Here is a 22,571-nt window from a genome sequence, read left to right as displayed (position 1 = left end):
CACGGAAGCCTGCGGAACACCGCCCGCTTCCCTCGCCGAAGTTCAGTGACCGAGTCTACCGGAATTCTGCGCGGGCGCGGTCCGCGATCGTCGCGGCCAGCGCCTCCGGGGTCTCGGCGACGTCGAGGCGCAGTCCGGGCTCGTCGTCCTGGAGCGGCTGGAGGGTCGCCAGCTGCGAGGCGAGGAGGGACGGCGGCATGAAGTGCCCGGGCCGCACCATGCGCGCGGCCAGCTCCGCCTCCGTGCCGTCGAGCTCGGCGAACAGGGCCGTCGGTGCGTGCGAGCGGATGCGGTCGCGGTAGGCCCGCTTCAGCGCCGAGCAGGCGACGACGAGCCCCTCTGCCCGCGCATCGGCGAGCGTGCGCCCGACCGCGTCCAGCCACGGCTCGCGGTCCGCGTCCGTCAACGGGATGCCGGAGGCCATCTTCGCGACGTTGGCGGCGGGATGCAGCGCGTCCCCGTCCACGAAGACCACGCCGAGCTCCGCGGCGACGAGGGCGCCGACCGTGCTCTTGCCCGAGCCCGAGACGCCCATGACCACCACCAGCGGACCCACGGTCGCCCCTTCCGTTCGCGATGCCTCCAGTATGGTGCCGCGCGACGGGAGGCTCTGCGCGGCGCTCATCCGGCGACGCCGTCGCCGTCGCTCACGGCTCCGAACCGCAGCAGCACCTTGCCCGAGACGGACGCGTCGCGGGCGATCCCGAAGGCGTGCAGCGCCTCCTCGGCCGCGAACTCGTGCGTCACGATCGCCGAGACGTCGAGGGAGCCATCGGCGAGCGCGGCGATCACCTCGTCGATCTCGTCGGTGAACCGGAACGAGCCGACCAGCTCGAGCTCGCGCGCGATCGCCCGCGCGACGGGCACGGGCTGGTCCCCGGGTGGGAGCAGGCCGACGAGCACGATGCGGCCGCCGCGGCTCGCGCCCGCGATCGCCGCGGCGAGGCCGGGGACGGTGCCCGAGGATTCGATCACGATGTCGGCGTCGACGGCGGCGACGGCCTCCCCGTCCCGCGCGTCGATGGTGCGCGTCGCCCCCGCAGCCGTGGCGATCGAGCGCGGCAGCTCGTGCAGGTCGGTCGCGACGATCTCGGCGGCTCCGGCGCGGTGCAGGACGGCCACGGCGAGCGCTCCGATGGGCCCGCTGCCGATCACGAGCACCCGCTTGCCGCGCACCTCCCCCGCCCGGCGCACGGCGTGCCACGCGACGGCCGCGGGCTCGGCGAGGGCGGCGGTCCGCAGCGGCAGGTCCGTCGGCAGCGCCCGGAGCATCCGGGTCGGGAGGACGACCCGGTCGGCGAACGCGCCGGCGGTGTGCGGGATGCGCGCCGCGCTGCCGAGGTAGGTCGCCCCGGGCGCGAGGTTCGGCCGGTCCTGGGGATAGCGGGAGCCGTCGCCTGGCAACGGCGTGGCGGGATGCACGGCGACCGGAGTCCCGGCGGCGGGGCCGGATCCGTCCGCCGCGGCGACGTCGACCACCCCGACGACCTCGTGGCCGAGCACCATCGGCGCACGGAGGATCGACTCCCCCGCCGCGCCGTGGGTCCAGTAGTGCAGGTCGGAGCCGCAGACACCGCCGTAGGCGATGGCGATGACCGCCTCGTCCGGCGCCGGGGCCGCGAGGGCGATCTCCTCGACGCGCAGGTCGCCCGCGCCGTGGGCGACGACGGCCCGGGTGGCGCCGGTCGTCCCCACGGTCACACCACCACCGTCATGCCGCCGTCGACGAAGACGACCTGGCCGTTCACATAGTCGGAGGCCGGGGACGACAGCCACACGGCCGGGCCGACCAGATCGGCGACCTTTCCCCAGCGCCCGGCGGGCGTGCGCCCGACGATCCAGTCGTTGAACACGGCGTCGTCGACGAGGTTCTGCGTCATCTCGGTGTGGATGTAGCCGGGAGCGATCGCGTTGATCTGCAGCCCGCTCGCCGCCCACTCCGCCGTCATGGCGCGGGTCAGGTTGCGCAGCCCGCCCTTCGCGGCCGTGTACGGCCCGATGGTCCGTCGGGCGAGGTCGGCCTGCACGGACGCGATGTTGACGATCTTGCCGTGGCCGCGCTCGATCATCCCCCGCGCGACGGTGCGCCCGACGAGGAACGCGCTGGTGAGGTCGGTGCGCAGCACGCGGTCCCAGTCCTCGCGGCTGACGTCGAGGAGCGGCTCGCGGTGCTGGACGCCGGCGTTGTTGACCAGGATCTCCAGCGGCCCGACCTCGGCCTCGATGCGGTCCACGGCCGCCACGACAGCGCTCTCGTCCGTGATGTCGAAGGGGACGGCGTGGATGCGGTCGCCGTGCTCGGCCGCGAGGGCCTCACGGGTCGCCGCGAGGCGGTCGGGGTCGAGCCCGTTGAGCACGACGGTCGCGCCGGCCGCGGCGAGGCCCTCGGCCAGCGCGCGTCCGATGCCGCGGCTCGAACCGGTCACGAGCGCCACGCGTCCCGTGAGATCGAAGGGGTTGCCTGTCATTCTGATCCTCTCTGCAGCACTCCGGCGGCGACCACCGGGTTGGCCAGTTCGCCGAGCCCGTCGATGCGGAGGCGCGCGGTGTCGCCCGCCTCGATCGGCACGCCCGTGCCGGGGCAGCCCGTGAGCACCACGTCTCCCGGGCCGAGTTCGAGCACGCCCGTCAGATAGACGAGCAGCTCGACGACGCCGCGGGCGAGCCCGTCCACGGAGCCCGTCGCGACCCGGTCGCCGGCCTCGGCGCGGATGCCGAGCGCCTCCGGGTCGAGGTCGGTCTCGATCCACGGCCCGAGCGGGGTGAACCCGTCGCCGTTCTTCGCCTGGGTCAGGAGGGAGTCGCGGCCGAGCTGGTCGACCGCCGTGACGTCGTTGCCGATCGTGAAGCCGAGCACGTGGGAGGCCACGTCCTCCGCCCGCAGATGGCGAGCGCTGCGGCGCACCACGACCGCCAGCTCCCCCTCGGCGACCACCGCGCCGACGGCCAGGTCGAGCACGATCGGCTCCCCCGGCCCGACGACCGTGCGGGCGGACTTGGCGAACGCCTGCGGCGGCAGCTCGGCGTCGGCGGGACCGGAGTTGTGCGCCATCCCGAGCACGATGCGCGGCTCGACGGGGGCCGCGAGCGGGGCGTCGGCGGCGAAGCGCTCGCCGGTGCGGCGCGGAGCCTCGGCGAACAGGTCGTCGATCGCGTGCCATTCCCCTCCCGACCACTCGGCCGGGACGGCCCCGCGATCGGTGCGGACGCGGGCGAGCCGCATCAGCGGGTGCGCGTCGCGGCGAGCGTGCGCTGGTGCTCGCGGCGCGACACCGTCGGCGAGGGCCGGCTCGTGACGTCGACGTACGAGTCGTCGATGGCGTCGGTGAGGAGGTTGAGGTCGCGGGCCCGCGTCTCCGGCGTGACGAAGGTCGCCCAGAGGGTGATCGCGGTCAGCACCAGCACGTAGATAGCGAGGGGCCACCAGGAGTTGCCGAAGGCCCCGAGGAGCACGGCGCCGATCAGCGGCGCGATGCCGCCGGCGAGCACGGCGCTGAACTCGCGCGAGATCGCGACGCCGATGTAGCGGCGGCGGTTGCCGAACAGCTCCGGGAGGGTGGCGCACTGGGCGCCCAGCATCACGTTCACGCCGACGCCGTAGGTGATGGCGAGCACCGGGATGATCAGCCAGACCGAGCCCATCGACATCAGCCACCAGGCCGGGATCGCCAGGACGAGCTGGATGATCGCGCCGACGCGGTAGACGCGCATCCGGCCGAACCGGTCGCTGAGCGAGCCCGCGAACGGGATGACGACGATGCCGAGGGCGGCGCCGATGGCGATCGCGAGCGGCCCCATCCACGGCTCGGCCCCGACCACGGTGGTCACGAAGGTCACCGCGAGGGTCTGGTACAGCGCGGATCCGCCGTTCTCGGCCATCCGCAGGCCGATGCCGCGGATGATGGTGCGCCACGACTTCGTGAACGCCTCGCCGAGCGGGTTCTTCGCGACCTGCTCCTGCGCCTCGAGGGTGATGAAGGCGGGCGACTCGCGGAGGCGGAGGCGGATGAAGATGGCGACGATGATCAGCAGCACCGAGGCGAGGAACGGGATGCGCCACAGCCAGTCGTGCACGATCTTCGGGTCCACCAGCCCGAGGAGGAAGAAGACGACCGAGGCGAGGATCGTGCCGATCATGATGCCGACGAACGGCAGCGAGGCGAAGTAGCCGCGGCGGCGCACGGGCGCGTACTCCGCCATCAGCGTGGTCGCTCCGGCCTGCTCGGCGCCGGCCCCGAAGCCCTGCAGCAGGCGCAGCAGGACGAGGAGGATGGGCGCCCAGACGCCGATCTGCTCACCGGTCGGCAGCACGCCGATCAGCGTGCTGGCGCCGCCCATGAGCGCGATCGTGACGATCAGGACGGCCTTGCGGCCGATCTTGTCGCCGAGCGCGCCGAAGAACAGCCCGCCGAACGGCCGGGCGAAGAAGCCGACGGCGTAGGTGGCGAAGGCGGCCGCGACGGCGGCGCCGGGGCCGAGCGCCGGGAAGAAGAGCTGCCCGAACACCAGGGCCGATGCCAGCCCGTAGAGGGCGAAGTCGTAGTACTCCAGCGCGCTTCCGACGCTGGAGGCCAGGGTGGCGCGGCGCAGATTGGCCGCGTAGTCGGGATCGTTCGAGCCGCGCAGTTCGCTCGCAGAGCGGTCAGTGCTCATCGGGGTGTCCTCCTGCACAGGACCCCCTCGGCTCGTCGCGTGACGTGGTCGCGTGACGTCGTCGTCCGGGGGTCGGCTTGCACGGGCGTCGTCGCCCGCTGACGTCGACCATAACACTCTGCTGAACGCGGTTCAACCCACTGAACACATTTCTCGCGGTCGAGACACCGGTTCAGGTGACGATGTGGCCCGTCAGCGCCTCGGTCGCCAGGTTCATCGGGTTCGACATCCGGCGCCCGACGATGTGCAGCTCCGTGAGCAGCTGGGCGAGCACCTCGTCGGTGAAGGCCGACTCCAGCAGCGAGGCGCCCAGGGCGAGCGAGACCTCGCCGCTCGACTGCGGCGGCACGACGATCGCGAACCCCGCGAGCCCGGGATAGACCTCGCCGTGGTCGAGGCTGTACCCGCGTTCCCGCGTCGCGTCGATCTTCGCGATCAGCCCGTCGAGGGAGGTCGTGGAGCGGTCGGTGAACCCCGGCCGCGTCTCGTCGGCGGCGAAGCGCCGCGCGATCTCGTCGTTGTCGAGCTCGGCGAGCAGCGCGTTGCCGACGGCCGTGATCGAGGCCGGGTAGCGGGAGCCGATGCCGGCCGAGAGCCGGAACGGCGCGCGGCCCACGTGCGCACCGACGTAGATCACGTGCGTGCCGTCCAGCACCGCGAGCTGGGTGCGCTCGTGACGCAGGGTCTCCGACTCCGAGCAGGCGCGGTAGAACTCGAGCACCGGGTCGAAGGCACGGAGGTAGGCGCCGCCGAGCTCGACGACCTTGCGCCCGAGCACGTACCCGGTGTCGTTGCGGCGCACGAGGCCGCCCTCCTCCAGCGCGGAGATCACGTTGAGGGTCGACGACTTCGCGGCGCCGAGGCCGCGCGCCAGCTCGCTCAGGGTCAGCGGCTCACCGAGCGCGTCGCCGAGCAGGTCGAGCACCCGCACGGCCCGCGCGACCGCGGGAGCCTTCTCTGCGGCATCGGACATGTCGGCTCCTCATCGGTCGTCGCCGCGTCAGTAGAAGTCGACGGTGTCGACCCGGTTGCGCAGCGGGCGCCCATCCAGCAGGCGCGTGGCGTTGTCTGCGAACAATTCTGCGATGCGCCGCTCCTCGCCGGTCGTCAACGCGGCCGTGTGCGGGCTGATCAGCACGCGCGGGTGCGTCCAGAGCGGGCTCTCCTGCGGCAGCGGCTCGACGGCCGTGACGTCGAGCGCGGCGAAGCCGACCCGCTCCGCGTCCAGGGCGGCGAGCAGGGCGTCCTCGTCGATCACGGTGCCGCGGCCCACGTTCACGACGGTCAGCCCGGGTCTCGCCGCCTCGAAGAACGAGGCGCCCAGCATCCGCTCGGTCGCGGCCGTCCCCGGCAGGGCGACCACGACGGCGTCGACCCGGGAGGCGACCTCGGCGATCGCGGACGGGCTCACCACCTCGTCGACGTCGGCCACGGCACGCTCGTGCCGGGAGGTCCCGATCACGTGGGCGCCGAACGCCTTCAGCAGCCGGGCGACCTCCGCTCCGATGCCGCCGAGGCCGAGGACGAGCACGCTCTGCTCGGCGAGCTGCCCCATCCCCCAGCGTCCTGGCCACCGGCGGTCGCGCTGGTCGCCCAGGAGGCGCGGAAGGTTCTTCGCCCCGGCCAGCAATCCGAACAGGGCGAACTCGGCGAGGGGGCCGCCATGCACGCCGGCGGAGGTCGTGAAGGCGACGCGCTCCAGCTCGGCCGCGGTGAGGCCCGCGGCCTTGACGCTTCCGCCGCCGCCCGCCGCCATCGTGTGCATCCAGCGGAGGCCGGGGTTCGCCCGCACGGTGCGGGCGATCTGGGCGGCGTCGAGGTCGGGCACGCCGTAGACGGCGTCGGCGGCGTCGATCATCGCCTCGAAGCGCTCCTGCTGCTCGGGCGTCCGCCGGAAGGCGGGGTCGCCGCCGAAGTCGGCCGGATGCCGCATCGGCGGCAGCAGCTCGGGGTCGTAGTCCAGGCGGATGCGCGGCTCGCGCTCCACCAGGAGGTCGGCGTGCTCGGGCTTCAGGGGCGTCGCCACGGCGACGCGGAGCTCGGAGATGGTCACCTTCGTCCTCACTGTCTGCGGGTAGAGTCCGGTAGACGGACCCAGTCTATCAAGGATTCACTCTGCTGAACCATGTTCACTATACTGATCACATGACGAGCCAACGACAGCCTCGCTCCACCGTCGGCGTACTCGGCCTGGGCAACATGGGCCGGCCGATGACGCTCAACCTCCTCCGCAGCGGAGTCGCCTCCGTCGTGGTGCACGGACGCACGCGCGCGACCCTCGACGAGGCGCAGGCCGCGGGCGCGACCGTCGCCCCCACCGTCCGGGAGCTCGCCGCGCAGAGCGACATCGTGCTCTCGATGCTCCCCGACCTCCCGCAGCTGCGCGCCCTGCTCGACGGCCCGGACGGCCTCCTCGCCGGGGCCGACCATCCCCTGCTTCTCGTCGTCGGCTCCACCTCCGCCCCCGATGGCATCCGCGCACTCGCCGCCGAGCTCGCCGACCGCACCGACGGGCTCGTCCGCGTGCTCGACGCCCCGGTCAGCGGAGGCACGGACGGCGCCGAAGCCGCAACGCTCGCCATCATGGTCGGCGGCGACCCCGACGACTTCGCCCGCGCGGAGCCCGTGCTCGCGACGATCGGGACGCCCGTCCTGCTCGGCCCGCTCGGCTCCGGCGAGGTCGCCAAGGCCTGCAACCAGATGATCGTCGCCTCCACCATCGTCGCCCTCAGCGAGGCCACCGTGATCGCCGAACGCGCGGGCCTCGACGTAACGCGACTGCTCGACCTGCTCGGCGGCGGCTACGCTGGAAGCCGTCTGCTCGAGTCGCGCAAACAGCGTCTGGCCGAGAAGGACTACTCGGTCTCCGGGCCGGCGAAGTTCATGGTGAAAGACCTCGGCTTCGCCCGCGCGGAGGCGGAGCGCACCGCGACGGCCACTCCCCAGCTCACGACGCTGCAGGACTTCTTCCGCCGACTGGTGGAGGCCGGCCTCGGCGACGACGACATCACGGTCGCGCAGGGCTTCATCGCCGCCTCCTCCCCCGCCACGGAGCACACCCTCCCCTGACCTCCCGTCGCGGCACCCGCCGCAGCAGACCACCGAGCACGAAGGAGCACCACGTGTCACAGGAAGCAACCGCCAACATCGGAGTCGTCGGACTGGCGGTGATGGGGTCCAACCTGGCCCGCAACCTCGCGTCCCGCGAGGGCAACACGGTCGCGGTCTACAACCGCACGTACGCCCGCACCGAAGAGTTGATCGGCGCCCACCCCGAGGCCGGGTTCGTCGCCTCCGAGTCCATCGACGACTTCGTGGCCTCGCTGGCGAAGCCGCGCACGGCGATCATCATGGTCCAGGCCGGGAAGGGCACCGACGCCGTCATCGACCAGCTCGCCGAGCGCTTCGAGCCGGGCGACATCATCGTCGACGGCGGCAACGCCAACTTCCTCGACACCATCGAGCGCGAGAAGCGGATCAGCCCCTCCGGCATCCACTTCGTCGGCACCGGGATCTCCGGCGGCGAGGAGGGCGCGCTCAAGGGCCCGTCGATCATGCCCGGCGGTTCGGCCGAGTCGTACGAGACGCTCGGCCCGATCCTGGCGTCGATCGCCGCGGTCGCCGAAGGCGAGCCGTGCGTGACCCACGTCGGCACCGACGGCGCCGGCCACTTCGTGAAGATGATCCACAACGGCATCGAGTACGCGGACATGCAGCTCATCGCCGAGGCGTACGACCTCCTGCGCACCGTCGGCGGCCTGGAGCCGGCCGCCATCGCCGACGTGTTCACCGAGTGGAACAAGGGCTACCTCGAGTCGTACCTGATCGAGATCACCGCCGAGGTGCTCCGCCAGGTGGACGCCGAGACCGGCAAGCCGTTCGTCGACATCGTGCTCGACCAGGCGGGGTCGAAGGGTACCGGCGTCTGGACCGTGCAGAACGCCCTCGACCTGGGTGTGCCCGTCGGCGGCATCGCCGAGGCCGTCTTCGCGCGCGCCGTCTCGTCCAAGCCGAACCAGCGCGCCGCCGTGCAGGCGACCATCCAGTCGCGCCCGGAAGTGCAGAAGGCCGACGACGTCGCCGCCTTCGCCGACGACGTCTCGAAGGCGCTCTACGCGTCCAAGGTCGTCGCCTACGCCCAGGGCTTCGACGCCATCATCGCCGGCGCCGAGAAGTACGGCTGGGACATCAACAAGGACAAGATCGCCAAGATCTGGCGCGGCGGCTGCATCATCCGCGCCCAGTTCCTCAACCGCATCGCCGACGCGTACGACGAGAACCCGGACATCGCCACGCTGCTCGAGGCGCCGTACTTCGCCGACGCCGTGCGCGAGGGCGAGGCCGCCTGGCGCCGCATCGTCGCCACCGCCGCGCTCTCGGGCGTGCCGGTCCCCGGCTTCGGCGCCGCGCTGTCGTACTACGACTCGCTCGCGTCGAAGCGCCTGCCGGCCGCCCTGGTGCAGGGTCAGCGCGACTTCTTCGGCGCGCACACCTACAAGCGCGTCGACAAGGACGGCACCTTCCACACCCTGTGGTCCGCCGACCGCACCGAAATCGAATCCGAAGGCTCCAGCCACTGACGCCCTGACCCCCCAGCCGTCGAGCACAGGAAAAGTGCTCCGAATCCGCCCGATTCGGAGCACTTTTCCTGTACTCGGGGGCTGCGGGCGACGAGACTCGGTAGGTGACGTTCGATGAGCATCCGGAGCTGGCCGAGTATGAGCCGCTCGACCGCTCGCCGCGGCAGCGGCGGGTCGTCCTCACGCGCGTGTTCGTCGTGCTCGCGCTGTCGGCGCTCGTGCTGCCCGGCATCCTGCTGACCGTCGGGATGCAGACCGCCACCGCCGAGAACACCTGCGCCGTGTACGTGCGCCACTACGAACCGAACGCGACGGACTCGTCGGCGCGGTTCGAGTTCACCGGCCCGACCGGACCCGGCTGGCAGTGCTACGCGCTCAACACCGAGGGGGACGCGACGTACGTGGCGCCGCTGGGCCTCATCCCCTCGACGCCGCACCGGCTTCCCTGACGAGCAGCCGCACGGTCGCGAGCAGCCAGGACGCGTAGCGCTCGAAGGTCCACCCGCTCTCGCCGACCAGCTGCTGATGCCCCTCCGGCGACATGACGAACGAGAGCGCGTCCGCCAGCTCGCGGCGCCCGGCCTCGTCGAGGGCGCCCGCACCCTCCGCTCCGCGCGCGGCCAGCAGCTCGACCAGGCGCCCGTAGTCGGCGTGGCGACGCTCCAGAAGGCCGGCCATCGCCGCTCCCACCTCGGCGTCGTCGCGCGCCGCCGAGGTGAAGGCCGCCCACAGGCCTCCCGTGCGGGCGTTCGCGTCGGCGATAAAGGGGACGAGCTCGCCGAGCATCCGGTCGGGGTCGTCGAGAGCGGCGATCGCGGCCACCTCCGGGCGGTCGGTGAGGGACTCCTCCCCCGCCTCCCCGGCGAACGTGCGCTCGAAGGCCCCCAGCAGCAGCGCGCGCTTCGGCCCGTGCACCTTGACGCTCTCGACGGAGACGCCCGCGGTGGTCGCGATCTCGGCGAGGGAGGCTCCGGCGTAGCCGCGCGCGGCGAACACGGCGGCGGCGGCGTCGAGGATGCGCTCGCGCGTCTGACGGGCCTGTTCCTGCCGCAGAGACGAGCGGTACGGGCGCGTGGTCGGCTCCGGCACTATTGACTACCTTTCACGTGTAGTGAATACTGTTGACGTTTACTCGACTCTAACCCGAAATGCGAGCACCCATGAACATCCTTCTCTGCAGCACCCCGGTCCACGGCCACGTCACCCCGCTCCTCGCGGTCAGCGCGGCTCTCGTCGAACGCGGCCACCGCGTCTTCTTCCTCACCGGCGCGCGCTACGCCGGCCGGGCGGCCGACACCGGCGCGACCGTCCTCCCGCTCCCGGCCGAGGCCGACTACGACGACACCGACATGGATGCCGCCTTCCCCGGACGCGTCGGCCTCACCGGCCCCGCGGGCATCCGCTACGACATGCGCGCCATCTTCCTGGCGCCTGCCCGGGCCCAGCTCGCGGCGGTCGACACCGCGATCGCACGGCACGGGATCGACGTCGTGCTCGCCGAGAGTCTCTTCCTCGGCGCCGCCCTCCTGACCGCGCGCCCGCGCGCATCCCGCCCGGCGGTTCTCAACCTCGGCATCGTCCCGCTCGGCCTCAGGAGCCGCGACACCGCGCCGTTCGGCCTGGGGGTCGCGCCGAAGCCCGGCCCGACCGGCCGCCTTCGCAACGCCGCGCTCACCCTCGTCGCCGAGAAGGCGATCTTCGCGCCGGTGCAGAAGGAGGCTGTGCGGATCGCCCTCGAGGCCGGCGCGCCCCTCGGCGGCTTCATCCTCGACTGGCCGTCCCACTCGGACGGCGTCGTGCAGTTCACGGTGCCGTCGTTCGAGTACCCGCGACCGGACGTCACGGTCCCCGTGCACTTCGTCGGCCCGGTCTCACGAACGCAGCGCTCGGACACTCCGCTCCCCGCCTGGTGGGGCGACCTGGACGACGGCCGGCCGATCGTCCACGTCACCCAGGGCACGGTGGCGAACCGGGAGCTCGGCGACCTTGTCCTCCCCACCATCCGGGCCCTCGCGGACGCGGACGTCTGGGTGATCGCGAGCACCGGGGGCCGCCCCGTGCTCGATCTCGGGGAGAGCCTGCCTGCCAACGCGCGCGTGGCGCCGTACCTCCCGTACGACGATCTCCTGCCGCGCACGGCGGTGTACGTCACCAACGGCGGATACGGCGGCGTGCACTACGCCATGGAGCACGGCGTCCCGATCGTCATCGCCGGGACCACGGAGGACAAGACGGAGGTCTCCGCCCGCGTCGCGTGGACGGGCGCGGGAGTCAGCCTCCGCACCAACCAGCCGACGCAGGAGGCGATCGCCGCCGCGGTGCGGACGGTGCTCGCCGACCGCCGCTACGCCGAGGCGAGCGCGCGGATCGGCGCGGACATCCGTTCGTCGTCGGGGCTCGACGGCGTCGAACGAGCCGTGGTGGAGGCGTGTGCTCCCGGGGCTACGCGGCCCCGTCGAACATCGACGTCACCGAGCCGTCGGTGAAGACCTGCTCGATCGCGTCCGCCAGCAGCGGTGCGATCGGGAGGACCGTGAGCTTGTCCCAGCGCTTGTGCTCCGGGAGGGGCAGCGTGTCGGTGACGACGACCGAGTCGATGACGTCGGACTGCAGCAGCTCGACGGCCGGGTCGCTGAAGACGGCGTGGGTCGCGGCGACGACGACGCCGGTCGCGCCGGCGGCCTTGAGGGCCTCGGCGGCCTTCACGATCGTGCGGCCGGTGTCGATCAGGTCGTCGACCAGGAGGCAGACGCGGCCCTTCACGTCGCCGACGATCTCGTGCACCGAGACCTGGTTCGGGACGAGCGGGTCGCGGCGCTTGTGGATGATCGCGAGCGGCGCGCCCAGCTTGTCGCTCCAAATGTCGGCGACGCGCACGCGGCCCATGTCCGGCGAGACCACGGTGAGGGTGGATGGGTCGAGCTCGCGCTTCATGTGCTCGAGGAGCACCGGCATCGCGAAGAGGTGGTCGACCGGGCCGTCGAAGAAGCCCTGGATCTGCGCGGCGTGGAGGTCGACCGACATGATGCGGTCGGCTCCCGCCGCCTTGAACAGGTCGGCGACCAGACGGGCCGAGATCGGCTCGCGGCCGCGGCCCTTCTTGTCCTGGCGGGCGTACGGATAGAACGGCGCGACCACGGTGATCCGCTTGGCGGAGGCGCGCTTGAGCGCGTCCACCATGATCAGCTGCTCCATGAGCCACTCGTTGATCGGCGACGTGTGCGACTGGATGACGAACGCATCCGAGCCGCGCACGCTCTCGTCGAACCGGGCGTAGATCTCGCCGTTGGCGAAGGTGCGGGCGTCGGTGGGGACCAACTCGCTGCCGAGGCACTCGGCGATCTCCTCGGCCAGCTTCGGATGAGCGCGCCCCGAGATGAGGACGAGACGCTTCTGGCCGTTGGCGGTGATCCCAGACACTTATTCTCCGCTTTCTTCCGCAGCTCGGGCGGCGTCGGTGCCCGGTCGCTTCTGCGCGACCCAGCCTTCGATGTTGCGTTGCGGGGCGACCGTGATGGCGAGCGAGCCCGCCGGGACGTCCTTGCGGACGACCGTGCCTGCACCCGTGTACGCTCCGTCACCCATCCTAACGGGCGCCACGAAGACCGTGTTGGTGCTCGCACGGACGTGCGACCCGATCTCGGTGCGGTGCTTGTTCACGCCGTCGTAGTTGGCGGTGATGACACCCGCGCCGAGGTTCGACTTCTCGCCCACCTCGGCGTCGCCGACGTAGTTGAAGTGCGCCAGCTTGGTGCCCGCGCCGATGGTCGCGTTCTTGGTCTCGACGAACGTGCCGATCTTGCCGCCCTCGCCGAGGACGGTGCCGGGACGGAGGTAGGCGAACGGGCCGACGGTGGCTCCCGCGCCGATGACCGCCAGGGTGGCATCCGTCCGCTTGACGGTCGCGCCCGCACCGACCTCGCAGTCGAGCAGGGTGGTGTCCGGGCCGATGACCGCGCCGGTCTCGACCACGGTGGCGCCGCGCAGCTGGGTGCCCGGGAGGATGGTGACGTCGGGCGCGAGCTTCGCCCGCACGTCGATCCAGGTCGTCGCCGGGTCCTGCACGGTCACGCCGGCGAGCTGCCAGGTGCGCACGAGGAGGGCGTTGAGCTTGGCGGCCATCTCGCTGAGCTGGGCGCGGTCGTTGATGCCCTCGACCAGCCAGGAGTCGGTCACCGGTAAGGCGTCGACGTCGAAGCCCGCCTCGCGGAGCAGGCCGATCACGTCGGTGAGGTACTTCTCGCCCTGCGCGTTGTCCGTCGTGATCGCGGCGAGCTCGTCGCGCAGCGCCGCCGCCCCGAACAGGTAGATGCCGGCGTTGATCTCGCCGATGGCGCGCTCGTCGTCGGTCGCATCCTTGTGCTCGACGATGCGGTCGAGGGTGCCCGCGGCGTTGCGGACGATGCGGCCGTAGCCGGTGGCGTCGGCCGGGAAGCTGGAGAGGATGGTCGCCGCCGAGCCGCTGTCGCGGTGGGCGGCGATGAGCTCGCGCAGGGTGGCCGCGTCGAGCAGCGGCACGTCGCCGTTCACGACGAGCACGTCTCCGGCGAAGTCGGCGGGCAGCGCCGCGACGGCCTGCTCGACCGCGCGGCCGGTGCCGGGGACCTCGTCCTGGTCGACGATCACGGCCTCGGGGAGGTCGGCCTCGATGACCGCGGCGAGGCGGTCGCGCTCGTGCCGCACGACGGCGACGACGTGCGCCGCGTCGAGCTCACGGGCGGTCGCCAGCACGTGGCCGACGATCGGGATGCCGCCGAGCTCGTGCAGCAGCTTCGGGGTCGAGGACTTCATCCGCGTGCCCTGGCCCGCCGCCAGCACGACGATGGCGAGATTCTGGTCGGTCATGTCCCTCCCGGGGTCGGTTCGGCCTGTGCCGCTCCGCCTCCAGGACTCGAACCTGGACCTAACAGCTCCAAAGGCTGTCGTGCTGCCATTACACCAAGGCGGAACACGCGGAAAACGCGCACGTGACAGTCTGCCAGACGCGTCGTGTGCGGACGGTGAACAGGTCCGGCGGTGCATACGATGGAGGGATGGGTGACGCACGCGACGGTGGACCGCGCGACGAAGTGGACCGCATCGTCGGGGCCTGGCTGCGCGAGCGCCCCGATCTCGACTTCTCGCCACTGCAGGTGCTCTCCCGCGTCGACCGGCTCTCCCGGCACCTCGACCGCGCCCGCCGCGCGGCGTTCGACCGCTCGGACCTCGACTCGTGGGAGTTCGACGTGCTCTCCGCGCTGCGCCGCGCCGGGTCGCCGTACCAGCTGAGCCCGAAGTCGCTCCTCCAGCAGACCCTCGTCTCCAGCGGCACGATGACGAACCGCATCGACCGGCTCGTCGCGCGGGGCCTCGTGGAGCGTCGCACCGACCCCAACGACGGCCGCGGCATCCTGGTGCAGATGTCGGCGCAGGGCCTCGCCCGGGTGGACGCCGCGATCACCCGCCTCGTCGACGCCGAGGCCGACCTCCTCGAGGCGCTCTCCCCCTCCGACCAGGAGCGCCTCGCCGCCCTGCTGCGCAAGCTCAGCCTCAGCTTCGACTCCTGACCCCTCCCACATTTGTGACGAATGTCGCGAAAGCGCGCGCCTATCGCCACATTTGGCACAAATCTGCGGAGCATCGCACGCAGGGAGCTCGTGTCGCACTCCCAGGAGACCGTTATCCCGCTCTCATAAACTGGCAGCGATGAGACTCTCCCGACTGAAGCGCCTGCCGTCGCGGGTGAAGCGCGCCGCCCGTTTCGAGATCCACGCGCACTGGCGCCGTCAGCCGCTGGTCGCCGGCAGCGTCTTCTACGAGTCCTTCTCGGGCAACGGGATGCTCGACAACCCCGAGGCCGTGTTCCGCGCGCTGCTCGACGCCCCCGACCTCCAGGGCCTGACCCACATCTGGGCGCTCTCCGACCTCGAGCTGTACCGCGCGGCCGTCGAGGAGTTCGCGGGCGACAGCCGGGTGAGCTTCGTCCGCTACGGCTCCGCCGCCTACTACCGCGCGCTCGCGACGAGCGAGTATCTGGTGAACAACGCCACCTTCCCGCCCGACTTCTCCAAGCGTCCCGGCCAGGTGTACCTGAACACCTGGCACGGCACCCCCCTGAAGCGGATGGGCTACGACATCGAGGACGGCGCGCTCGGCACCGCCAACATCATCCGCAACTTCGTGCAGTCCGACTACCTGCTCTCGGCCAACCCGTTCATGAGCGAGCAGATGTACGAGACCGCGTACAAGCTGACCGGCATCTACCGGGGCGCCATCGTCGAAGAGGGCTACCCGCGCATCGACCGCCAGTTCCTGGACGACGCCGAGCGCGAGGCCGTGCGCGGCCGGCTCGTCTCCGCCGGCATCCCGCTCGGCGACCGCAAGGTCGTGCTCTACGCGCCGACCTGGAAGGGCGCCACCTTCGGCCGGCCCACGGACGACCTCGACGAGCTGCTGGACCACATCCACCGCATCGAGGAGCAGATCGACACCAGCCGGTACGCCGTGCTGCTCAAGACGCACCAGTCGGTGCACAAGCTCGCCGCCGACCGGCCCGAGCTGAAGCGCCTGCTCGTGCCCAACGAGATCCCGACCAACCTGGTGCTGGGCGCCTCCGACCTGCTCGTCTCGGACTACTCGAGCATCTTCTTCGACTTCCTCCGGACCGGCCGGCCGATCGTGTTCTTCACGCCCGACCTCGCCGACTACGCCGGAACGCGCGGGCTCTACTTCGAGCCCGAGGAGTGGCCGGGCCCGGTCTACGAGTCGGCCCGCGAGGTCGGCGAGCAGATCGCCCGCATCGCCGCCGACGACGACCGCGTGCCCGAGGAGGCCCGCGAGCGGTACGCCGCCATGCAGGAGCGCTTCACACCCTACGAAGACGGCCACGCCGCCGAGCGCGTCGTCGACATCGTCTTCCGCGGCGCCCGCGACGGCTACCGCCTGCGCACCGGCCTCGACCAGGACGGCCGCCGGAAGATCCTGCTCTACCTGGGCGGCATGCGGCCGAACGGCATCACGACCTCGGCCCTCAACCTCCTGAACAACATCGATCACGACCGGTACGACGTCTCCGCGCTGTTCTCGCAGAGCCGCTCGGGTGCGTCGATCGCCAAGCAGAAGCAGATCAACCCGGCCGTGCGGCAGTTCCCGCGGGTGGGCGGGATGAACGGCGCGAAGCTCCTCCACCTCGCCCGGCACCTGCACTTCCGCCGCGGCCGGATCGCGGAGCACGCCGACATCCCGGCGCAGAACCAGCTGTGGGACGACGAGTGGTACCGCTGCTTCGGCGACAGCCGGTTCGACCACGTCGTCGACTTCTCGGGCTACGGCCCGTTCTGGGCGGCCCTGCTGCTGCACTCCCCCGACGCGCAGCGCGCCATCTGGCTGCACAACGACCTCGCCTCCGATGCGCACCGCGAGGTCAACGGCGAGAAGAAGATGCTGCACAGCCTCACCCAGATCTTCACGCTCTACGGCCAGTACGACCACCTCGTGTCGGTGTCGCCGACCCTGTCGGACATCAACCGGGAGGCGCTCGCCGAGTACGCGGCGCCGGAGAAGTTCCTCTCCGCGCTGAACACCGTCGATGCCGCGCACATCCTCGAGTACGCGCAGGCCGACCTGCACGAGATCACCTTCGACGAGGAGACGGGCAGCATCCCGGACTGGGCGGAGGCGCTCCTCGCCGACGACGACGTGACCACGTTCGTGAACGTCGGCCGGCTCTCGCCGGAGAAGAACCAGGGCCGTCTCGTGCGCGCCTTCGCCGCCGTGCACGCCGAGAACCCCAACACACGTCTGGTGATCGTCGGCGACGGTCCCCTCGCCGGGGAGCTGGAGGCGCTGGTCGCCGAGCTGGGGCTGGCCGGCTCCGTCTTCCTCACCGGGATGCAGCGCAATCCGCACGCGATCATGGCGAAGGCCGACTGCTTCGTGCTCTCCAGCGACTACGAGGGGCAGCCGATGGTGATCCTGGAGGCGCTCGTGCTCGGACTCCCGATCGTGACGGTCGAGTTCGCGTCGGCGAAGAACGCCCTCCCCGCCGGCAGCGGTCTGGTCGTTCCGCAGACGGACGATGGCGTCGCCGCCGGGCTGCGCGCCTACCTGGCGGGCGACGTGCCGGAGAGCCGGTTCGACCCCGAGGCGTACAACCGCAAGGCCGTCGGCGAGTTCTACCGCGCCATCGGCGCCGCCCCCGTCCTCGCCGAACAGACCCCGTAGCCCGCGAGCACAGGAAAAGGGCTCGATCCGCGCCGATTTTCGAGCACTTTTGCTGTGCTCGGCGGCGGGGAACGGCTCAGGCGCGGGCGACGATGGCGGCGGTGTCGAGGCCGGGCGGCAGCTCGCCGTAGAGCGAGCCGCGGTCGGGGCCGAGCCGCGCGGCCACGAAGGCGTCGGCGACCGCGGCCGGAGCGTGCCGGAGGAGCAGCGACGCCTGGAGCGCGACGGCGAGCGCCGCGACGAGCGGGCGCGCCGACGACTCGTCGGCCGTGGCGAGAGCGGCGCGGAGGCGGTCGTGGTGGACGTCGTAGGCGGCATTCGTACCGCGCGCGGCGGACAGCTCGCCGTCGAAGGCCTCGCGACTGGCGGGCTCGCGGCCGAGCGCGCGCAGCACATCGAGGGCGATGACGTTGCCGGAACCCTCCCAGATCGCCATCACGGGCTGCTCGCGGTACCGCCGGGCCAGCGGGAACGCTTCGGTGTAGCCGTTGCCGCCGAGGCATTCGAGCGCCTCGTAGGCGTGGCCGGGGCCGCGCTTGCACACCCAGTACTTGGTGACCGCGGTGGCGAGGCGGCGGAAGGCGACGTCGGTGTCGGGGGCGTCGGCGTCATGGGCGCGCGCGAGCCGGAGCGCGACGGCGGTCGCGGCCTCCGACTCCAGCGCGAGGTCGGCGAGGACCGCCGTCATCGCGGGCTGGTCCACGAGCCGGGCGCCGAAGGCCGAGCGGTGGCGCGCGTGCCAGGTCGCCTCGGCGACGGCCTGCCGCATCCCCGCCGCGCTGCCCAGGATGCAGTCGAGCCGGGTGCGGTTGACCATCTCGAGGATGGTGCGCACGCCGCGCCCCTCCTCCCCCAGCAGGTATCCGACGGTCCCGTCGAACTCCACCTCGCTCGACGCGTTGGAGCGGTTGCCCAGCTTGTCCTTCAGCCGCTGGATGAGGAACACGTTGCGCGTGCCGTCCTCCAGCACGCGCGGGACGACGAAGCAGCTGAGGCCGCCCGCCGTCTGGGCGAGCACCAGGAACCCGTCCGACATCGGCGCCGAGCAGAACCACTTGTGGCCGGTGAGCAGCCAGCGCCCGTCGCCCGCGGCGATCGCCTGGGTCGTGTTGGCGCGGACGTCCGAGCCGCCCTGCTTCTCGGTCATCGCCATCCCGAACAGCGCCGAGGTCTTGCCCGCCTCGAGCCGTCCGTCGTATTCGCGGCTCAGGAGGCGCGGCACCCAGGCCTCCGCCAGCTCGGTGTTCGCGGCGAGGGCCGGGACGGCGGCGTGCGACATCGAGATCGGGCAGGCGTGGCCGGGCTCGACCTGCGCGAACAGCATGAAGGTCGCGGCGCGGGCGACGTTCGCTCCGGGGCGCGGCTCCGCCCAGGCCGCGGTGTGGGCGCCGGCGGCGACGGCCGAGCGGATGATGCGGTGGTAGCTCTCGTCGTAGTCGACCTCGTCGACCCGGTTGCCCCAGCGGTCGAAGGCGCGCAGCTGCGGCTCGCGCACGTTGGCGCGCTCCGCGTCGGCCTGGAACGCGGCCGTGCCGACGTGCCGGCCGACCTCCCCGAGGTCCGCCGCCGCCCAGCCGGCGTCGTGGCGTTCGACGGCCTCCTGCAGCGGAACGTTGGCGGCGTACTCGTCGAGGTCGACGCGCGCCGGAGGCTGGTTCACGACGGTGTGGGTGCCCATGCGGAGGGAGTCTACTGCGCGCGTCTACGATGATCCGGTGCGCATCCCGGACCTCAACACCGACCGCCTGCTCCTGCGGCGGTGGAGCCCGGACGACGCGCCGTTCGCGTTCGCCCTCTATTCGCAGTGGGAGGTTCAGCGGTTCCTCGGCCGTGCGCCGCGGGTGATGACCGACCCCGCCGAGGCCGAGACGCTCGTGCGCCGGTTGCGGCGCCGGGAGGACGCGCACCGGGCGTACCGCGTGGTCGCGCTCGCGGACGGCGGGGAGGCCGTCGGCACCGTCATGCTCCAGCCGCTGCCCGCCTCCGGTCCGGCCGAACCCCTGCGGCCCAGCGGGGACACCGAGATCGGCTGGCACTTCCACCCCGTCCACTGGGGCCACGGCTACGCGAGCGAGGCGGCCGGCGCGCTGCTGCAGGCCGCCCTCGACGGCGGGCTCCCGCGCGTGCTCGCGGTGACGTATCCGGACAACGCCGCGTCCCAGCGCGTGTGCGAGCGGATCGGGATGCGCAGCCTCGGTAGCAGCGACGCGTACTACAACAGCACGATGGAGTTGTTCGAGCGGACCGCGTGACCCCGTCGCCTCGGTACCCTTGAGAGGACATGGCACATCTTCTCGGGGCCGAGGCCCTGCATCTCGAATATCCGACCCGTGTGGTCTTCGACTCCGTCTCGCTCGGCGTGAACGAGGGCGACCGCATCGGCATCGTCGGCCGCAACGGCGACGGCAAGTCCAGCCTGCTCGGGATGCTCGCGGGGCTGCGCTCCCCCGACTCCGGCCGGGTCACCGTGCGCAGCGGCGTCCGGATCGGGGTGCTCGACCAGGCCGACACCCTCGACGACGACGACACCGTCGGCCACGCCGTCGTCGGTGACGCCCCCGAACACGAGTGGGCGGGCGATCCCCGTGTGCGCGACGTCATCGCCGGTCTGCTCGGCGACCTCGACTGGGAGGCGCGTCTCGGCACGCTCTCGGGCGGCCAGCGCCGCCGCGTCGCCCTCGCGCGGCTGCTCGGCGGCGACCACGACATCCTCGCGCTCGACGAGCCGACCAACCACCTCGACGTGGAGGCCATCACCTGGCTGGCCGAGCATCTGAAGCGCCGCTGGGCGGCCAGCTCCGGCGGCCTCCTGGTCGTCACCCACGACCGGTGGTTCCTCGACGAGGTGTGCACGATCACGTGGGAGGTGCACGACCGCGTCGTCGACGCCTTCGAGGGCGGCTACGCGGCGTACATCCTGCAGCGCGTCGAGCGCGACCGGCAGGCGGCCTCGATCGAGCAGCGCCGCCAGAACCTCGCCCGCAAGGAGCTGGCATGGCTGCGCCGCGGCGCCCCTGCCCGCACCTCCAAGCCGAAGTTCCGCATCGACGCGGCGAACGAGCTCATCTCCGACGTGCCCGAGATCCGCGACCGGGTCGCGCTGCAGTCGCTCGCGGTCGCCCGTCTCGGCAAGGACGTCGTCGACCTCCTCGACGTCTCGGTCTCGTACGGCGAGAAGCCGGTGCTGCGCGACGTGGAGTGGCGCATCGCCCCGGGCGAGCGCACGGGCATCCTGGGCGTCAACGGCGCCGGCAAGTCCACCCTCCTGGACCTGGTGTCCGGGACGCTGGAGCCGTCGAGCGGCCGGGTCAAGCGCGGCAAGACCGTGCGGGTCGCGACCCTCACCCAGCGGCTCGACGAGCTGGAGCAGCACCTCGACGACCCGGTGCGCGTCGTGATCAGCAGCCTCCGCACCGAGTACACGATCGGCACGGGGTCCAAGGCGCAGGCGCTCACGCCGGCGCAGCTGCTCGAGCGCCTCGGTTTCTCCTCCGCCCAGCTCTCCACGCCGGTGAAGGATCTCTCGGGCGGCCAGAAGCGCCGCCTCCAGCTGCTCCTCATCCTGCTCGACCAGCCCAACGTGCTGATCCTCGACGAGCCGACCAACGATCTCGACACCGACATGCTGGCGGCGATGGAGGATCTGCTCGACTCGTGGGCCGGGACACTGATCGTCGTGTCGCACGACCGGTACTTCCTCGAACGCGTCACCGACCAGCAGTTCGCGATCCTCGGCGGGCACCTGCGCCACCTCCCGGGCGGAGTGGACGAGTACCTGCGGCTGCGCAAGCTGGAGGGGCAGCACGCGGGCTCCGGCGCGGCCCCCGCTGCGGGCGCATCGGCAGCGAGCGGTTCGGCCGCTCCCGCGCTCGGCGGCGCCGACCTGCGCGCCGCCCAGAAAGAGGTCTCGGCTCTGGAGCGCCGGCTCGGCAAGCTCCAGCAGCAGATCGACAAAGCCCGCACGGCGCTCGCCGACCACGACCAGGCCGACTACGTCGGACTCGGCGCGAAGATGGAGGCCATCAGCGCCCAGGAGCGCGAGGTCGAGGAGCTCGAGACCCGCTGGTTCGAGCTGACGGAGGCGCTGGGATAGTCGTCCCGTTCAGGTCGTGAGCGTGACCTTCCGCAGCCCCTCCGGCTGATCCGGGTCTTTGCCCGACGCGATGGCGAGCACGAGGGCCAGCCGCTGCAGGGGAACGATCTCGGCGAGCGGAGCCCACGTGTCCTCGACGGCCGCCACGGGCAGACGCACGCGAGCGGACGGGACGATCCCCGGGCCGACCTCGACGACGACCGCACCGAGGTCCGCCGCGCGCTCCCCGAACTCCAGAACGGACGCCCGTCCGGCTTCGGCGCCCGTAAGCAGCACGACCGCCGTTCCGGGGACGACCTGCCCCAGCGGTCCGTGGATCGCGTCGGCGGCGCTCCAGCCCGATGCCGCGATCGCGTTCGTCTCCATGAGCTTGAGCGCTGCCTCCTTGGCCGAGGACATCGAGAGCCCCCGCCCCGCGACGAGCACGCGGTCGCGCCCGGTGAGCTCGTCGGCAGCGGCGAGGATGTCCGCATCCTCCCGCAGGTCTGCAGCCACACCGTCCGCGAGCCGGTCGATCGCGTCGTCCAGCTCGGACCAGTCGCGGCCGGCTGCGCGCAGGATCGTCAGGGCCAAGGCGAGGAGTTCGGCCGTGTAGGTCTTCGTCGCTGCGACGGCGAGTTCCGTGCCGGCAGCGAGGTCGACCGAGACGTCGCCCGAAAGCGCGAGGGCGCTGGTCCGGTCGTTGGTGTAGGACACCACCGGAACGCCGGCATCGGAGATCGCGTGGACCGTCGCCAGGAGGTCCGGCGACCGGCCCGACTGCGAGACCGCGAGGGCGACCGTTCGTGGGTAGCGCAACCGCGCCCCGTGCACGGTCACGCTGGCCGGCGTGGTGAGCGCCGCCGGAACTCCGAGCACCGTGTGGACCAGATATTGCGCGTACATCGCCGCGTGGTCGCTGGACCCGCGCGCCGCGAGGAGGATCAGCTCCGGATCGACGCGTGCGATGACGGCAGCAGCTGCGTCGATCTCGTCGCGCCGGGCGACGAGATCGCGCCAGCGGGCGGGCTGCTCCGCGATCTCGGCCCGCATCCACTCTCCCC

20 protein-coding genes and 1 tRNA gene are annotated in these 22,571 nt (G+C 72.0%); 8 read left to right on the top strand and 13 right to left on the bottom strand.

Annotation, left to right across the window (positions count from 1 at the left end; translation table 11 throughout):
- Positions 1 to 55 precede the first annotated feature (55 nt).
- The 7 genes from BGO91_RS21455 to BGO91_RS21425 form a co-directional block, all read right to left on the bottom strand.
- Positions 56 to 625: a gluconokinase gene (locus tag BGO91_RS21455; protein ID WP_290474766.1), complete on the bottom strand. Its 570-nt coding sequence runs from the start codon at positions 623 to 625 to the stop codon at positions 56 to 58.
- Complete coding sequence (locus BGO91_RS21450) at positions 622 to 1,701, bottom strand: zinc-binding dehydrogenase (RefSeq protein WP_290474765.1); 1,080 nt, start codon at positions 1,699 to 1,701, stop codon at positions 622 to 624. The genes BGO91_RS21455 and BGO91_RS21450 overlap by 4 nt, the downstream gene beginning before the upstream one ends.
- Positions 1,698 to 2,468 (bottom strand): SDR family oxidoreductase, encoded by a 771-nt coding sequence (locus tag BGO91_RS21445; RefSeq protein ID WP_290474764.1) that lies wholly within the window; start codon positions 2,466 to 2,468, stop codon positions 1,698 to 1,700. Before BGO91_RS21445 ends, BGO91_RS21450 begins: the two co-directional genes overlap by 4 nt.
- Complete coding sequence (locus BGO91_RS21440) at positions 2,465 to 3,223, bottom strand: fumarylacetoacetate hydrolase family protein (RefSeq protein ID WP_290474763.1); 759 nt, start codon at positions 3,221 to 3,223, stop codon at positions 2,465 to 2,467. The genes BGO91_RS21445 and BGO91_RS21440 overlap by 4 nt, the downstream gene beginning before the upstream one ends.
- On the bottom strand, positions 3,223 to 4,653 hold the full coding sequence (locus BGO91_RS21435; protein ID WP_290474762.1) for an MFS transporter: 1,431 nt from the start codon (positions 4,651 to 4,653) through the stop codon (positions 3,223 to 3,225). The genes BGO91_RS21440 and BGO91_RS21435 overlap by 1 nt, the downstream gene beginning before the upstream one ends.
- 172 nt (positions 4,654 to 4,825) lie before the next feature.
- The gene (locus BGO91_RS21430) at positions 4,826 to 5,626 is read right to left on the bottom strand and encodes an IclR family transcriptional regulator (RefSeq protein WP_290474761.1); all 801 of its coding nucleotides are present in this window, start codon (positions 5,624 to 5,626) and stop codon (positions 4,826 to 4,828) included.
- A gap of 27 nt (positions 5,627 to 5,653) precedes the next feature.
- A complete protein-coding gene (locus tag BGO91_RS21425) occupies positions 5,654 to 6,706 on the bottom strand; it encodes a D-2-hydroxyacid dehydrogenase (RefSeq protein WP_290474760.1) in 1,053 nt (350 codons plus the stop codon).
- A 92-nt stretch (positions 6,707 to 6,798) separates the two neighbouring features.
- Here BGO91_RS21425 and BGO91_RS21420 point away from each other — a divergent pair, with 92 nt between their 5' ends.
- The 3 genes from BGO91_RS21420 (at position 6,799) to BGO91_RS21410 (ending at position 9,682) form a co-directional block, all read left to right on the top strand.
- Entirely contained in the window at positions 6,799 to 7,722 is a 924-nt protein-coding gene (locus BGO91_RS21420; RefSeq protein WP_290474759.1) for an NAD(P)-dependent oxidoreductase, read from the top strand.
- Between the two features lie 53 nt (positions 7,723 to 7,775).
- Complete coding sequence (gene gndA, locus BGO91_RS21415) at positions 7,776 to 9,233, top strand: NADP-dependent phosphogluconate dehydrogenase (RefSeq protein ID WP_290474758.1); 1,458 nt, start codon at positions 7,776 to 7,778, stop codon at positions 9,231 to 9,233.
- A gap of 104 nt (positions 9,234 to 9,337) precedes the next feature.
- Positions 9,338 to 9,682: a hypothetical protein gene (locus BGO91_RS21410; protein ID WP_290474757.1), complete on the top strand. Its 345-nt coding sequence runs from the start codon at positions 9,338 to 9,340 to the stop codon at positions 9,680 to 9,682.
- Here BGO91_RS21410 and BGO91_RS21405 read toward each other — a convergent pair.
- Positions 9,651 to 10,322: a TetR family transcriptional regulator gene (locus BGO91_RS21405; RefSeq protein ID WP_290474756.1), complete on the bottom strand. Its 672-nt coding sequence runs from the start codon at positions 10,320 to 10,322 to the stop codon at positions 9,651 to 9,653. The two genes, BGO91_RS21410 and BGO91_RS21405, sit on opposite strands and share 32 nt — an antisense overlap.
- Before the next feature lie 71 nt (positions 10,323 to 10,393).
- Here BGO91_RS21405 and BGO91_RS21400 point away from each other — a divergent pair, with 71 nt between their 5' ends.
- Positions 10,394 to 11,719 (top strand): nucleotide disphospho-sugar-binding domain-containing protein, encoded by a 1,326-nt coding sequence (locus BGO91_RS21400; protein WP_290474755.1) that lies wholly within the window; start codon positions 10,394 to 10,396, stop codon positions 11,717 to 11,719.
- Here BGO91_RS21400 and BGO91_RS21395 read toward each other — a convergent pair.
- The 3 genes from BGO91_RS21395 to BGO91_RS21385 form a co-directional block, all read right to left on the bottom strand.
- The gene (locus tag BGO91_RS21395; RefSeq protein ID WP_290474754.1) at positions 11,676 to 12,653 is read right to left on the bottom strand and encodes a ribose-phosphate diphosphokinase; all 978 of its coding nucleotides are present in this window, start codon (positions 12,651 to 12,653) and stop codon (positions 11,676 to 11,678) included. The genes BGO91_RS21400 and BGO91_RS21395 overlap by 44 nt on opposite strands.
- Complete coding sequence (gene glmU, locus BGO91_RS21390) at positions 12,654 to 14,078, bottom strand: bifunctional UDP-N-acetylglucosamine diphosphorylase/glucosamine-1-phosphate N-acetyltransferase GlmU (protein ID WP_290474753.1); 1,425 nt, start codon at positions 14,076 to 14,078, stop codon at positions 12,654 to 12,656. It lies immediately after the preceding gene.
- Positions 14,079 to 14,109: 31 nt separating this feature from the next.
- Positions 14,110 to 14,181, bottom strand: a tRNA-Gln gene (locus BGO91_RS21385).
- Positions 14,182 to 14,266: 85 nt separating this feature from the next.
- Here BGO91_RS21385 and BGO91_RS21380 point away from each other — a divergent pair.
- A complete protein-coding gene (locus BGO91_RS21380; protein ID WP_021757010.1) occupies positions 14,267 to 14,779 on the top strand; it encodes a MarR family transcriptional regulator in 513 nt (170 codons plus the stop codon).
- Positions 14,780 to 14,918: 139 nt separating this feature from the next.
- Positions 14,919 to 17,435, top strand: a complete 2,517-nt coding sequence (locus BGO91_RS21375; RefSeq protein ID WP_290474752.1) for a glycosyltransferase — start codon at positions 14,919 to 14,921, stop codon at positions 17,433 to 17,435.
- A gap of 76 nt (positions 17,436 to 17,511) precedes the next feature.
- Here BGO91_RS21375 and BGO91_RS21370 read toward each other — a convergent pair whose 3' ends face one another.
- On the bottom strand, positions 17,512 to 19,113 hold the full coding sequence (locus tag BGO91_RS21370; RefSeq protein ID WP_290474751.1) for an acyl-CoA dehydrogenase family protein: 1,602 nt from the start codon (positions 19,111 to 19,113) through the stop codon (positions 17,512 to 17,514).
- A 37-nt stretch (positions 19,114 to 19,150) separates the two neighbouring features.
- Between BGO91_RS21370 and BGO91_RS21365 the strand changes: the two genes are divergently transcribed.
- Together BGO91_RS21365 and BGO91_RS21360 are read left to right on the top strand one after the other, a co-directional pair.
- The gene (locus BGO91_RS21365) at positions 19,151 to 19,687 is read left to right on the top strand and encodes a GNAT family N-acetyltransferase (protein WP_290474750.1); all 537 of its coding nucleotides are present in this window, start codon (positions 19,151 to 19,153) and stop codon (positions 19,685 to 19,687) included.
- Between the two features lie 29 nt (positions 19,688 to 19,716).
- Entirely contained in the window at positions 19,717 to 21,528 is a 1,812-nt protein-coding gene (locus BGO91_RS21360; protein WP_290474749.1) for an ABC-F family ATP-binding cassette domain-containing protein, read from the top strand.
- Between the two features lie 9 nt (positions 21,529 to 21,537).
- Here the strand turns inward: BGO91_RS21360 and BGO91_RS21355 are convergent, their stop codons facing one another.
- The gene (locus tag BGO91_RS21355; protein ID WP_290474748.1) at positions 21,538 to 22,560 is read right to left on the bottom strand and encodes an SIS domain-containing protein; all 1,023 of its coding nucleotides are present in this window, start codon (positions 22,558 to 22,560) and stop codon (positions 21,538 to 21,540) included.
- Positions 22,561 to 22,571: the final 11 nt, after the last annotated feature.

The organism is Leifsonia sp. 71-9, from assembly GCF_001898805.1.
Classification (GTDB): domain Bacteria; phylum Actinomycetota; class Actinomycetes; order Actinomycetales; family Microbacteriaceae; genus Leifsonia.
The sequence above is the reverse complement of the archived record's forward strand: the minus strand, read 5'-3'. Positions and strand labels throughout refer to the sequence as shown.

What these genes read in the sequence shown, in the direction of transcription:
- BGO91_RS21445 (WP_290474764.1), bottom strand. Translation starts at nt 2,468, where the DNA reads ATGACAGGCAACCCCTTCGATCTCACGGGACGCGTGGCGCTCGTGACC.
- BGO91_RS21355 (WP_290474748.1), bottom strand. Translation starts at nt 22,560, where the DNA reads ATGCGGGCCGAGATCGCGGAGCAGCCCGCCCGCTGGCGCGATCTCGTC.
- BGO91_RS21455 (WP_290474766.1), bottom strand. Translation starts at nt 625, where the DNA reads ATGAGCGCCGCGCAGAGCCTCCCGTCGCGCGGCACCATACTGGAGGCA.
- BGO91_RS21440 (WP_290474763.1), bottom strand. Translation starts at nt 3,223, where the DNA reads ATGCGGCTCGCCCGCGTCCGCACCGATCGCGGGGCCGTCCCGGCCGAG.
- BGO91_RS21375 (WP_290474752.1), top strand. Translation starts at nt 14,919, where the DNA reads ATGAGACTCTCCCGACTGAAGCGCCTGCCGTCGCGGGTGAAGCGCGCC.
- BGO91_RS21400 (WP_290474755.1), top strand. Translation starts at nt 10,394, where the DNA reads ATGAACATCCTTCTCTGCAGCACCCCGGTCCACGGCCACGTCACCCCG.
- BGO91_RS21370 (WP_290474751.1), bottom strand. Translation starts at nt 19,113, where the DNA reads ATGGGCACCCACACCGTCGTGAACCAGCCTCCGGCGCGCGTCGACCTC.
- glmU (WP_290474753.1), bottom strand. Translation starts at nt 14,078, where the DNA reads ATGACCGACCAGAATCTCGCCATCGTCGTGCTGGCGGCGGGCCAGGGC.
- BGO91_RS21435 (WP_290474762.1), bottom strand. Translation starts at nt 4,653, where the DNA reads ATGAGCACTGACCGCTCTGCGAGCGAACTGCGCGGCTCGAACGATCCC.
- BGO91_RS21430 (WP_290474761.1), bottom strand. Translation starts at nt 5,626, where the DNA reads ATGTCCGATGCCGCAGAGAAGGCTCCCGCGGTCGCGCGGGCCGTGCGG.
- BGO91_RS21360 (WP_290474749.1), top strand. Translation starts at nt 19,717, where the DNA reads ATGGCACATCTTCTCGGGGCCGAGGCCCTGCATCTCGAATATCCGACC.
- BGO91_RS21420 (WP_290474759.1), top strand. Translation starts at nt 6,799, where the DNA reads ATGACGAGCCAACGACAGCCTCGCTCCACCGTCGGCGTACTCGGCCTG.
- BGO91_RS21380 (WP_021757010.1), top strand. Translation starts at nt 14,267, where the DNA reads ATGGGTGACGCACGCGACGGTGGACCGCGCGACGAAGTGGACCGCATC.